A 10,450-nucleotide genomic window follows, 5' to 3' on the forward strand; every position below is an offset into this window, starting at 1 on the left:
AAGCCAGACTGAGAAAGCTCATCCGAGAAGGAAAGGCCGCTCTTGATCGTATTGAGGTACTTCTGACGAGAGTTGATCAACGTCTAGACGCTAAACGCGCGGCCTAATACTATGTTTTAGAAAAGCCCCCTTACTGGGGGCTTTTTTGTGCCTGCTGTTTGAGCGGATTGAACTGAATCGCCTGTTCCAACGCCTCCGGGGCCAAGTGGGCATACCTTAGGGTCATGGTCATGGTGCTATGGCCTAAAATCTCTTTCAGCTGAAGCAAGTCCCCGCCGTTCATCACAAAATGGCTTGCAAACGTGTGTCTTAGTACGTGTGTAAGCTGTCCCCGTGGTAATTCAATCTCTGCCCTTTCCACTGCCCGCCTGAAAGCGCCTGTGCAGTCCCCGAAAAAATAAACCCCATTGCTTGCCTGTTGCTGCAGTTGTTTAGCAAGGTCAATGCTTATGGGTACCCGGCGAACCTTGCCAGACTTTGTGCCTTCATAAATCACCCGGGCGCGGTCGTCGATAATTTGCAAATTGCTTCGGTGCAGTTGGGCGGCTTCGTTCCAGCGTGCACCGGTTGCCAGGCATAGCCTGACAACGTACTGAAGATGTCCGCTTTTGCTGGCTTCACATTCGCGTAACAGGTCGGATATTTCGTCCTGGGTCAGGAAATACATTTCCTTTTCGTCAAACTTCAGCGGGCGAAGTTTGGCAAGCGGGTTATCACCTCTCCATTGTTCAACTCTGGCAAGTTCATTGAACATGGCTTTTAGGTATGTCAGTTCGCGGTTGCAGTTGTTGGCAGTAATTCCGGCTTCAAGTCGTGCAGATCGGTAGGCAGTAAAGGTCAAAGCATTGAATCGGTGGGCCGGTGGGTTGCCCATCAAGTTGATGATGTGGATTAACTTGGAGTGTCGGCGCTTGCCGTCCTTCAGGCTGTAACCGTGAATTTGTAACCAGAGGTCAGCCAGCGTAGAAAGCGGCCTGATGTCTTTCTGGAATGTCAGCGATTTACCGGCGGCTAACTGTTGCAGGGTCTGGGCTTCCCATGCCCTAGCCTCTTTGGCGGTGCTAAAGTTCTTTTTGTATCGCTTCCCTTCGTACTGAAAGCGGGCCTGATACTTCCCTGTATCGAGCTTATTTACTGTCATTCCCTAACCCTGCTTGCAGTATTTCGACCATCATTTTTTGAAAGGCTGCTTTCATTTCTGGGTCAGTTGTCATGGCCTTCATGAGTTCGGCCGGGTCCATGCTGGCGGGTGCCGCGTGGCTGGTGCCGGCCAGGTTGCTAACAGCCTTGCCAACGTTTGCCGCTGGTGCGCCAACACCTTCAGGAATGATCAGGTCACCACCACTTGCAATGTAGCCCAAAGCCCAGGGCCAGCGCTCAGAGATCACTTTGAAATGATCTTCATTTAATCGTCCGTTCAGGTTTTCGAGGTTGCTTAATTGGTTGGCGCTGATCCCCAAAAGTGGCGCGAATTCTGGGCGTTTGCTGTAACCAAGCGCAATCCGTAGGTTTTTAAGGCGGCTTCCTGCCCTTTCCGAAACAGTTTGTTCCATAAATATCACCATTCGTATTACAACAAGTTATTGTTAAAAAAGCATTCCATGCGTATAAAGTCGTAATTACTCGAAATACAGCAATTAAATCGACATATGCTGCTTGTATTTCAATAAATAACAGATAACCAGCACAAACCAAAGGAACGGACATGGAACAAGCAATCACAGTAAATCTGACAGTTCAGCGGCCTTACATGACCTTTGACGAATACGGCAAGGCGTTGGGTGTTTCCGCCGATACCGTGCGCGGCTGGGCACAAAACAATTACATTCACGTAAAGAAAATCGGCAAGCGTGTGTTTGTTAACAACATGGCGGAAAGCATTGAAGCCGCTGCGGCAGCTCAAGCGGCCCGTGTGTTTGCCGGGGGTGCAGAATGATCATGCACAGCAAGAGCGTCAGCGTGGTGCTGAGTTATCAGATGTGCCAGACCATGATTATTGCGTTTCAGTATGCGATTGATATGCAAGGCACGGACGAGGTTTTGTCTGGTATGCGTCAGACTGTGCTTGATGAAATTGGGGCCTGTAGCGGTGGTTTCCTCGATTGCGTCATAAGTGTTGACCAGAAATGGATTGATGATGCTGTGATTGTTTTGGGCATGATGAGTGCCTATTACGAAAAAATGCCACCGTTGACGCTTCAGAACTTTTCAGCGGTACGGCAACGGTTGCAAGGGGCTATGTATGACTGAGATACAGAGCCTGACAACTGAGCAGATCGAACTGGTTGAAACCCTGATTTATCGCCAGTTTGAACGCGAATGTATTGAAGGAAAGATGTTGGCCAAAGAGCTGGGGCAACAGTCTGCGGCGTACCGGCGAACAGAAAAGAAAGCGGGCAAAACGCTGGAGGTTCTTGGAGTTTTTCAACGGGCGTTGTCTGCTGCCCGGCAACTTGATCAAGTGCGGGCGCTGTCGGGGGTTGCGGTGTGACAGATAGCCACCTGTATTCCTGTTTACTTTCTAACCGTCCAAGTGGCGGTTTTTTTGCGTCCCATGATGCTGATGGGTTGCGGGTTGGCTCGGTGTCGAATGACAGCAAGGCGGCGGAGCGAAGCGACAGAGCCTATAGGCTAGTCAAGGCGGCCAAAAGTCCGACAGGACTTTCACGGCCGTCTGCTTGGGCGGTGTCGATGCCTGTACAAGCGCCAGAATCGGAAGATGACCCAAGCGTTTATTTTCCTGATGGTCGGATTGATCTGGATACCGGGGAAGTCATTCGGTATCGAGCCAAAGACCACAACACGAAGGTTATTTTTGAACGCAAGACATGGGCCGATGAATACCGGGTTAGAACTCGCTGCGATACCGCCACAGGTAAACCACCAGAACAAGCCGGAAAGCGGATAAGCCAGATGCTAACGCTAGCCGGGGCCTCAAAGCTGGCAGAGTCCTGCCGCTACGTTCACAAGAAAAGCGGCGGATATACCACCTTTTTGACTCTGACACTGGACGAAGAAGCGCGGGAGCGTGTGGCCAACGGCGCGACCATTCAAAGTCAGGTGTCCAGATTCTGGGACGCGGTCACCAAAGCCTATAAGCGCGGCTGGACTGAAACCCTTGAAGGCAAAGAGCACAAGGGTCAGCCCCATGGTGACGATGATCTTGATTATTGCTGGGTGATCGAAAACCCCAAGAACGAAGATGGCGAAGATAATCCGCACGTTCACATCATGATGCGCTGGCGTGTGCCCTATCGAGACTTTCAAGCCTGGGCCAGGCGGTTAGAGCGGCTATGGGGTCAAGGATTCGCTCATTTGGAAAAGATCAAAGAGCCGGAAAAAGCCGGTGCCTACATGGCCAAGGCGGCCGGGTACATGACCAAGGGCAGTAAGGAAGACCAAGGCGAAGTTAAGGGGAACCGATACGGAATAAGTCGCGGTGCCCGCGCTCCGGGTTGGGAGGTGGTCGGAACCTATGCGGCCGGGCTGATGGGTTCATTGATTACGGAAGTTCATGATTTCTTTCTGTTTGAGTACGGGCCAAAACTGCGCAAGCGTGAGCGGCTGAAGGAATTACTCGAAGAGACGCCCGTGATCGATAAAAAGCGGCGACAGAAAATCGGCAAGGCGCTGGAAAAGGTTCGGGCTGAACTGAACGACGAAAAGAGATTGCCAGTAAGACCAAGCAAGCACCAGTTGGTGATGTGTGGTGTTAATTCGTTTCGGGCCTTTATGAACTGGGCAAAAGACAAAGCCAGCAACAGCCGGTTTGCTCATTGGTTGCCGGTTAAAGAGCGCGGCGTTTACTGGGAAGAAAACCAAGAGTCAGCCGGGGCCTATGCGCGGGAATACCGGCGGCGGGTGTGGCTGGGGCGAATGAACAGAGCCAAGGGGTGCTGTGATGAATACTGGCAGGCAATTCAGCGCGGTGGTGTACCTGAATGGGTTAATGACGAAAATATTGAATGGTGTATGTGATGAATGAAGATTTGAAGTTTGAGATTGAAAGCCTTGTTGAAGAAGCGCGGGATGGCGTGCAGCGGCTGCGCGATTTACAAAGCGAAGTGGCCAGGGCCAGCCTGATAAAAAAAGCGGGTTTAGCAGAACAGGCGGCGTCTGAATCGTTGACGGTTCTGGATTCGTTGGTTGAGGCGGTGGGAACCATGTTGGGAGGTCTGGCAAGTGAATGACAAGCACATCAAATGCCCATTTTGTGAAGGGGTTGCAAACGTCAAGTTGAATGCACGGCTTGACCCGTTTATCTCATGCCCTCGATGTGGGCCGATTAATGCCCGTGGGGCCAAATATCGGGCCTATATTGAGCGGAACCAGTACGAACGAGAGGCACTGAAAGCCCCTGCCATTGTTGAACCTGAGGCAGAAAGGCTGTATATCCATACAGCAGAAAGCGAAGGAATGAATAATAAGGGGGATTGGTTGAAATGGTAGCGGTTGAATATTGGAGTATTGGCGACACGGCAGAGTTGGACAGGATAGAGTCAGAATTAGGGGCAACGTCTGAAGCAGTTGCGGCCACGGCTTCAGCCGTGGCCGAACTGGAAGCAAACGGCGGCATAGTCTTCCCCTATGATCCAGTGATTGCAGAGAATATAAAAGTATTCTCAGACATAGGATTTAAGGCGGCAGCGCGGCGCCATGGCGACCATTGGGTATTGCCACCTGAAGATAACGAACGGCTGTCTGTCGCAATGGCACAGGTGGTTCACCACTACATGCCAGACTTTGATCAGCTTGGGCCTGTGGGCAATCTGGGGATGATTGCGGTAAGTATTCTGGGGCCGCGAATGGTGCTGACAAAAATGCAGAACATGAACAGCCAGGTAGCAGCAAATGATGAAGGGGTGAAGGGTGAGTAATCCGCGCATAAACGAAAGTGCAGAAAAGGACATTAGGGCCTATTTCGGCAGCTCTGGCAGTGGCAAGACTCACAACATCAAGCAAGATACGGCAAAGTATGACCGGGTACTTGCTTTTGATCCTGAAGGCGCTTTCAGTGAAGGGGAAGGCTTTCGATGTACAACGGATAGGCGGGAGTTTTACCAATTGGCGCGGGAGTCCGGCGCAGCAAGGCTGACATACCAGGGCAATGGCGCGGCTGATTTTGATTGGTGGTGCCGGTTAGTGTTCGCGTTGGCAGATTGTCGAAGACCTTGCGCCATCATTGTTGATGAGCTGGCAGGGGTAACAACGGTTTCAAAGGCTCCGCCAGGGTGGCACCAGATATTGACCCGTGTTCGTAAGTATGAGGGCCGGGTGTTTGCCGGTGCACAGTCACCGACAGAAATTGACAAGACGCTGATGCGCCAAAAAAACCGTATGTTTATTGGGTATCTTGAACGTCCGGCTGATCATGATTACATGGCCAAAGAGACTGGAATTGATGCCGCTAAAATAGCGGGCCTGCGTCCTAACCCTCATTTTGACCACATCAAGTATATGGGACGTGATCAATACCAGGTCGTACAGAAATGATGCCAACCTGTACGGAAATTAAAGCGCCATGAGGCGCTTTTTTTGTGCCTGTTAATGCTGATTGATGCTTTTGCCGTACATACGTACAAACGGCGTTTTTGTAGCGCTGGGGGCTGTCTGTGCGGTTTATTTGCGGCTCCTTTGGTGGGTGATGCGGTGAAACCATACGGAAGTAGCCGATTTTTTTAATTGATGGGGTATGTATGAACAAGACAACAATGCGTGTTGTGGTTATCTCCGGCGCTGTGGCGTTGGCGGCAATCTGGGCGGCAAATAATATTGACGCGGTGAGCGGTATTACTGAAAAGAAAGGTATTTTTTAATGCAGCGCTATATTGAGCTGGACTCGTTTACGGCGGTTGGTGCTGGCGAAGTGGCCAACCTTGTATTGGCAAACGGCGTCCGTTATGACGAAATTTACCTTGAAACAAGCGTGCCCAATAAAGTCGAGTATGTGCGCCTGACTTTGAATGCAATCGAGCTTTTCCGATTGTCCAAGGCTGAATTGGACATGCTGGATGCACATGATGCGGTAGCCAGTGAAACCGGTTTTATTTCCATTCCGTTGGCCATGGTGCAGGCCAATATGCTGGATTCTCAGTTAATGACGGGATTGGTTACCGGTTCGGGTGATAACGTCGTTCTTGAAGTCAAATTGGCCAGTGATGCAACAAGCCCAACGTTGAAAGCGTTCGCCAATGTGGCCGCACATAATGGCGTCCGAAGCCTTGTCCGTCGCTTCGTCAAATACACGATTCCAGTGGCGGCGGCTGGTGAAGTTGACTTTACCAGCCTGGTTAAAGGGCCTCGTATCATGCGGATGTTCTTTAAATCCTCATACGTGGACAAGCTGGAAATTATTCAGGACATGCGCTCGGTGTTTAAGCTGACAAAGGCGCGTAATGACATGCTTTTGAAGCGTGCCGGTAAAGGCGATTTGTCCGGTTATTTTGTGCTGAATGCTGTGAAGCGTGACTTTCCGGTTGTTGATGCCATGGCCACCAGTTTTCAAAATCTCAATTTTCGTTTAACCGTCGGTGATGGCGGCGCTCAAAACATTGAGGTTCTGGTAGAGCAGCTGGAACAAATTCAACCGCGTGATTGGCGAAACGAGTAACAACAAAGGGCGCTACGCCCTTTGGGGGGTTTATGGATTGGTTCGACTCGATTGGAGCACAAGCAGAAAATGCGTGGGCAGAAGTGAAGGATACCGGGTCTGATTACGTGTCCGGTCAGTGGGAGGACATGAAAGAAACTTGGCTGACTACTGAAGAAACAACCGCGCAAACAGTCGCGGCTGTTCCGCGTGCTCAAAGTACAGAACAGCAAGGCCAGGGCACAGCAACAACGGGCAGCGGGTTCAATTGGCAAGCAGCCGGGGTGCTGGTTGGCGTGGCCGGAATTCTGATGAAGGTTATGAAGTAATGCCGTTGGTGATCGGAGTGTTAGCGCTTGGACTCGGCGTAAAGTTAGCCGGTAATGGTGTGGATCAGGCCGGTAATGGTGGCCTGAAAATAGCGGGCGCGGCGGTGCTGGCTGGTGCTGGTGTATATCTGCTAAAGCGGGGAATTAAATGAGTATAGGAATGGCGGGTGCGTTCAGCGGTGATGGTTCCGGTTATGACCTATCCAGTTCAAGCGCAGCCGGGGGCAATGACTCGTTCGGATCGTCGGGGCCTTCCTTCGGAAATACAACAGTAAATACAGGTGCAGGCGGTTCCGGTATTTCAGCGCCTGTTGTGGTTGTGGGGCTGGCTGTTGGTGTTTGGTTATTGCTGCGGGGGCGTAAGTAATGGGACTGTTTGGCGGCGGTAATTCATCAAAAAGCACATCAAACGCATATGACAACCGGGCGCAAAATGCGGCCGGTAATATGGGTCAGGCGGTGATGGGCGAAGGCAATACCGTAACTGTACTGGATGGCGGGGCTATCTCAGATGCGTTTGATTTTGGGGCACAGTCGTTAGAGATGGCTGGTGAAGCGTCAAGCATGGCATTTGATTATGGGCACGGGGTTACAGATCAAGCGTTTGCAGCTGTTGATTCCGCGACAAAGGACGCCTTCGGTTTTACAGCCGGGGCATTTGATGCAGCGCTGAGCGAATCAGCAGCGGCGCGGGCTGAGTCATTCGCGGCGATATCAGAAAACAACAACCGGGTAGATGAGATTTACAAATCAGCAGGAAAAGAGACGGCGGCGGACGCTATGACGGCGGTTAAATGGGTGGCCGGTGTCGCGGTTTTGGGCCTGTTGGTTATGGGGGTGCGTCGTGCTTAACAGAACGGTAAAACTTTCCGCTAATGGGTCGATCCAGGTGCGCGGTGATATTAAGCGCGTCATTGTTCGGCGTTCAACGTCCGGCTTTTTGATGGAAACGGATAAAAACGAACGAGTTGAAGCCGCACAAGGTGATAACTTTCTGTTTGAGAAAGTGTCCGGCGTGCTAACTCTGACCGACTTGTCAGGCTCTGAAAACCATATTGAACTGATTTTGGTGGCGTCCAATGAAGGCGACGTTTCAAGCGCGGCAAGCGCTGTCGATGTTGCCAACGTGGCAGAGATGGCGAAAGGATTAGCAGCGGCGGCGGGCAGTTGTGAGATAAACACCTATGCCGCCTCGGCAGAGGGAGTAATGATTCTGTCGGGGCTTGTGGAAAATCGGCGAACGGCAATCGTTTCAACGTCTGGGGCTATCCAAGTAGCTACCAGTCAGGGGGGTAATCGTTTTACCGTTGATGGTGTATTAGATCACCCGGCCAGCGGTGAGCTGTGGGCGTTTGGGGATTCCGAGATATTGATTGAAGTTATGGAGTATCTGAACTGATGTATATTCAGAGAATTACTGCGGAAGATATATATAATCAATTGCCGGATGATATTAAAGACGCGCCTGCGGCGGCAGAAGAAGCAAAGATTAAAGCTAATGGCGCTATGCAGCCAGGTAATAATCTTAATGACCTTGAAAGCCCTGCTATAGCAGCATCTGCTATTGGGCTTAGATTTGGAAATGAAGTTTCCACCATGGATGGAGCGGAAGTTTTTGTGTTTGAAGAACCATATTTGACAACATGTAAATCTGTACAAATTCAGAGAGTAAATGGAGGATCAGGGTATGCTCTGAGTGTGGCCAGCTTCGACAAAAATGGATTTACAATTGATCGAGAAAATGGGATCGATGGGAACACAGAATTTAGTTATTTGGCGCTGGGGGAATAGACATTGAAACCTAATAAAATAGAGTTGAATTTCTAATGGCCTTTTATTATCCAAAAATTGGTGCTGCAACTGCTGAACAGTTTTTTTATGCGTATCCGTATAAGATGAATTTAATTAACCCCGGTGCTGAGCTTGGAACAATTGAGGGGTGGACGGTATACGATGGTGATTACAAAGTAGATGACACATGGGAGTTAAGGGAAGGAAGTAATTTTTATTTTTACGCGGGAACCACGGGATATTCAAGACTTGGTCAGGATATAAAAACAAATACGTATCATAACTTATGCATTGATAGTGAATTAGTAGAAGTCGAAATATCTTATTGGTGTAATTGCTCGGGGCCAACTGTTGACGGAGCAAGAGCCTCTGTTGATTTTCTTAATGAAGGAATGGAAGTTATTGGTCAGGGCGTAGGAGAAATACAGTATATAAGACTGTATGAAAGCCAAGTAAAGGAGCGTTTTAGGGTGCCTTCACAAACCAGAACAATAAGAGTTTATATAGAATCAATAAGGCGGTTTGGTACGTCAAATGATGGTTATATAGATGATGTTGAAGTTTGGCTTTTAAAGGAATGAAAAAAGCGCTTTACCTATCCGCTATTATTTTTGGTATTTATATGCTTAAAAGATCATCAAAACCAAATTTGAATTATTTTAATGAGTCAGAATTTTATGGTTTTTATCCTTTATTGAGTAACGACTTATTATTTAAACTTGATGAGTTCCGGAACCGTTGGGGGGCACCGGTTCGGGTGTCACCAGCAACCGGGGCAATTGTTCGGTTTAATGGAACTGGTGACGAATCACAGCACAACGTTGACATGTGGGGAGAAAGTCGAGCAATTGACGTTTTCCCGGAAGGCATGGAAGCGGCAGAGGATCGGGCACGGGCGTATCAGATCGCCAAGGACGTGGGCTTTACTGGCATTGGTATTTATACAGATACAAAGCCAGGAAACATGATTCACGTAGATGTACGAAAAGGAACGCATGTGGCTACGTGGTCGCGGGTGGGTTATCAGTATTTGGGAATTGATGAGGTTTTAGCCTAATGTGGGATCGAGTAAAGAAAATCGGGCGTAAGCCTCTGATAGCTGGGGTTGTGACTCTCGGGCTTGCGGTGGTCGGTGTAAATCTCCCACCTGAAGCAGTAGCGGCAATTATTACGGCGGCAGATTTGGTAATTGAGGCGGTATGATGAACGAACAGCTTTATCAAGTGCTGGCCGCTGGGGGTGATCTGGGGGTATGGGCGTTGGTCGTGGTGCTGTGGCGATTTGATCGGCGTTTGGCCGCGCTGGAAGCTTGGGTGCACTGGGTTCAAAACGGGGCCACTTCAGGGCCACTTTTTCCAAATACTATTGGCAGTAACAAGCCACAAGGCCAGTAAAAATGCGGTATGTGCAGGAACAAGACGGTATTTTAAGGCTTGAAAATCCCCGTGTCGGTGGTTCGATTCCGCCTCCGGGCACCACATATTATTCCAAGGGCTGCTAGAGAAATCTAGCAGCCCTTGTGCTTTCTAGCCTCCCAGCTTATTTTCATTCCAGTACGTTCTGTAGTGGTAACTAATCCCGGACAGTATTTTAAAGTTTTCCTCAGCAGCAACGGGCGAAATGCCGTCGTTAGACCATTTCAACAGACATTCGCTCACTCAACGGGTCTATCAGCGCGTACGATTCATCTCGTCCGACATCAAGAGAGCGGTAGCCTTTTTTAGTATGTCTTTTTCCTGTT

General features: G+C 49.8%; 18 protein-coding genes. 16 read left to right on the forward strand and 2 right to left on the reverse strand.

Translation table 11 applies throughout. The features are described from left to right. Nucleotides 1-130 precede the first annotated feature (130 nt). Nucleotides 131-1,141 carry a tyrosine-type recombinase/integrase gene (locus tag Q8W32_RS07920; protein WP_305414440.1) on the reverse strand — a complete coding sequence of 337 codons (1,011 nt, stop codon included), beginning with the start codon at nt 1,139-1,141 and terminating at the stop codon, nt 131-133. After that, nucleotides 1,128-1,553, reverse strand: a complete 426-nt coding sequence (locus Q8W32_RS07925) for a helix-turn-helix transcriptional regulator (protein WP_305414441.1) — start codon at nt 1,551-1,553, stop codon at nt 1,128-1,130. The genes Q8W32_RS07920 and Q8W32_RS07925 overlap by 14 nt, the downstream gene beginning before the upstream one ends. Nucleotides 1,554-1,705: 152 nt before the next feature. Here Q8W32_RS07925 and Q8W32_RS07930 point away from each other — a divergent pair, with 152 nt between their 5' ends. The 16 genes from Q8W32_RS07930 (at nt 1,706) to Q8W32_RS08005 (ending at nt 10,103) form a co-directional block, all read left to right on the forward strand. Further along, nucleotides 1,706-1,936: a hypothetical protein gene (locus Q8W32_RS07930; protein WP_305414442.1), complete on the forward strand. Its 231-nt coding sequence runs from the start codon at nt 1,706-1,708 to the stop codon at nt 1,934-1,936. A 2-nt stretch (nt 1,937-1,938) separates the two neighbouring features. Then, entirely contained in the window at nt 1,939-2,250 is a 312-nt protein-coding gene (locus tag Q8W32_RS07935) for a hypothetical protein (RefSeq protein ID WP_305414443.1), read from the forward strand. Beyond that, a complete protein-coding gene (locus Q8W32_RS07940) occupies nt 2,243-2,491 on the forward strand; it encodes a hypothetical protein (RefSeq protein WP_305414444.1) in 249 nt (82 codons plus the stop codon). Before Q8W32_RS07935 ends, Q8W32_RS07940 begins: the two co-directional genes overlap by 8 nt. Then, nucleotides 2,488-3,978, forward strand: a complete 1,491-nt coding sequence (locus Q8W32_RS07945) for a hypothetical protein (protein WP_305414446.1) — start codon at nt 2,488-2,490, stop codon at nt 3,976-3,978. Before Q8W32_RS07940 ends, Q8W32_RS07945 begins: the two co-directional genes overlap by 4 nt. After that, a complete protein-coding gene (locus Q8W32_RS07950; protein ID WP_305414447.1) occupies nt 3,978-4,190 on the forward strand; it encodes a hypothetical protein in 213 nt (70 codons plus the stop codon). Before Q8W32_RS07945 ends, Q8W32_RS07950 begins: the two co-directional genes overlap by 1 nt. Before the next feature lie 252 nt (nt 4,191-4,442). Further along, entirely contained in the window at nt 4,443-4,877 is a 435-nt protein-coding gene (locus Q8W32_RS07955) for a hypothetical protein (protein WP_305414448.1), read from the forward strand. Continuing rightward, entirely contained in the window at nt 4,870-5,493 is a 624-nt protein-coding gene (locus tag Q8W32_RS07960; RefSeq protein ID WP_305414449.1) for a type IV secretory system conjugative DNA transfer family protein, read from the forward strand. Before Q8W32_RS07955 ends, Q8W32_RS07960 begins: the two co-directional genes overlap by 8 nt. 322 nt (nt 5,494-5,815) lie before the next feature. Further along, nucleotides 5,816-6,610 carry a major capsid protein P2 gene (locus Q8W32_RS07965; protein WP_305414450.1) on the forward strand — a complete coding sequence of 265 codons (795 nt, stop codon included), beginning with the start codon at nt 5,816-5,818 and terminating at the stop codon, nt 6,608-6,610. A gap of 32 nt (nt 6,611-6,642) precedes the next feature. Next, a complete protein-coding gene (locus tag Q8W32_RS07970) occupies nt 6,643-6,918 on the forward strand; it encodes a hypothetical protein (RefSeq protein ID WP_305414451.1) in 276 nt (91 codons plus the stop codon). Beyond that, the gene (locus tag Q8W32_RS07975) at nt 6,918-7,070 is read left to right on the forward strand and encodes a hypothetical protein (protein WP_305414452.1); all 153 of its coding nucleotides are present in this window, start codon (nt 6,918-6,920) and stop codon (nt 7,068-7,070) included. The genes Q8W32_RS07970 and Q8W32_RS07975 overlap by 1 nt, the downstream gene beginning before the upstream one ends. A 214-nt stretch (nt 7,071-7,284) precedes the next feature. Next, on the forward strand, nt 7,285-7,770 hold the full coding sequence (locus Q8W32_RS07980) for a hypothetical protein (RefSeq protein WP_305414454.1): 486 nt from the start codon (nt 7,285-7,287) through the stop codon (nt 7,768-7,770). Further along, on the forward strand, nt 7,763-8,317 hold the full coding sequence (locus Q8W32_RS07985; RefSeq protein ID WP_305414455.1) for a hypothetical protein: 555 nt from the start codon (nt 7,763-7,765) through the stop codon (nt 8,315-8,317). Before Q8W32_RS07980 ends, Q8W32_RS07985 begins: the two co-directional genes overlap by 8 nt. Continuing rightward, the gene (locus Q8W32_RS07990; protein WP_305414456.1) at nt 8,317-8,709 is read left to right on the forward strand and encodes a hypothetical protein; all 393 of its coding nucleotides are present in this window, start codon (nt 8,317-8,319) and stop codon (nt 8,707-8,709) included. The genes Q8W32_RS07985 and Q8W32_RS07990 overlap by 1 nt, the downstream gene beginning before the upstream one ends. Before the next feature lie 35 nt (nt 8,710-8,744). Continuing rightward, nucleotides 8,745-9,290, forward strand: a complete 546-nt coding sequence (locus Q8W32_RS07995; protein ID WP_305414457.1) for a hypothetical protein — start codon at nt 8,745-8,747, stop codon at nt 9,288-9,290. Beyond that, nucleotides 9,287-9,766, forward strand: a complete 480-nt coding sequence (locus Q8W32_RS08000; protein WP_305414458.1) for a hypothetical protein — start codon at nt 9,287-9,289, stop codon at nt 9,764-9,766. Before Q8W32_RS07995 ends, Q8W32_RS08000 begins: the two co-directional genes overlap by 4 nt. 142 nt (nt 9,767-9,908) lie before the next feature. Next, entirely contained in the window at nt 9,909-10,103 is a 195-nt protein-coding gene (locus Q8W32_RS08005; protein ID WP_305414460.1) for a hypothetical protein, read from the forward strand. The last annotated feature ends 347 nt before the right edge of the window (nt 10,104-10,450 follow it).

The sequence above is a fragment of the Oceanobacter sp. 3_MG-2023 genome (genome assembly GCF_030688925.1).
Lineage (GTDB): Bacteria > Pseudomonadota > Gammaproteobacteria > Pseudomonadales > Oceanobacteraceae > Oceanobacter.

What these genes read in the sequence shown, in the direction of transcription:
- Q8W32_RS07920 (WP_305414440.1), bottom strand. Translation starts at nt 1,141, where the DNA reads ATGACAGTAAATAAGCTCGATACAGGGAAGTATCAGGCCCGCTTTCAG.
- Q8W32_RS07925 (WP_305414441.1), bottom strand. Translation starts at nt 1,553, where the DNA reads ATGGAACAAACTGTTTCGGAAAGGGCAGGAAGCCGCCTTAAAAACCTA.
- Q8W32_RS07930 (WP_305414442.1), top strand. Translation starts at nt 1,706, where the DNA reads ATGGAACAAGCAATCACAGTAAATCTGACAGTTCAGCGGCCTTACATG.
- Q8W32_RS07935 (WP_305414443.1), top strand. Translation starts at nt 1,939, where the DNA reads ATGCACAGCAAGAGCGTCAGCGTGGTGCTGAGTTATCAGATGTGCCAG.
- Q8W32_RS07940 (WP_305414444.1), top strand. Translation starts at nt 2,243, where the DNA reads ATGACTGAGATACAGAGCCTGACAACTGAGCAGATCGAACTGGTTGAA.
- Q8W32_RS07950 (WP_305414447.1), top strand. Translation starts at nt 3,978, where the DNA reads ATGAATGAAGATTTGAAGTTTGAGATTGAAAGCCTTGTTGAAGAAGCG.
- Q8W32_RS07955 (WP_305414448.1), top strand. Translation starts at nt 4,443, where the DNA reads ATGGTAGCGGTTGAATATTGGAGTATTGGCGACACGGCAGAGTTGGAC.
- Q8W32_RS07965 (WP_305414450.1), top strand. Translation starts at nt 5,816, where the DNA reads ATGCAGCGCTATATTGAGCTGGACTCGTTTACGGCGGTTGGTGCTGGC.
- Q8W32_RS07970 (WP_305414451.1), top strand. Translation starts at nt 6,643, where the DNA reads ATGGATTGGTTCGACTCGATTGGAGCACAAGCAGAAAATGCGTGGGCA.
- Q8W32_RS07975 (WP_305414452.1), top strand. Translation starts at nt 6,918, where the DNA reads ATGCCGTTGGTGATCGGAGTGTTAGCGCTTGGACTCGGCGTAAAGTTA.
- Q8W32_RS07980 (WP_305414454.1), top strand. Translation starts at nt 7,285, where the DNA reads ATGGGACTGTTTGGCGGCGGTAATTCATCAAAAAGCACATCAAACGCA.
- Q8W32_RS07990 (WP_305414456.1), top strand. Translation starts at nt 8,317, where the DNA reads ATGTATATTCAGAGAATTACTGCGGAAGATATATATAATCAATTGCCG.
- Q8W32_RS07995 (WP_305414457.1), top strand. Translation starts at nt 8,745, where the DNA reads ATGGCCTTTTATTATCCAAAAATTGGTGCTGCAACTGCTGAACAGTTT.
- Q8W32_RS08000 (WP_305414458.1), top strand. Translation starts at nt 9,287, where the DNA reads ATGAAAAAAGCGCTTTACCTATCCGCTATTATTTTTGGTATTTATATG.
- Q8W32_RS08005 (WP_305414460.1), top strand. Translation starts at nt 9,909, where the DNA reads ATGATGAACGAACAGCTTTATCAAGTGCTGGCCGCTGGGGGTGATCTG.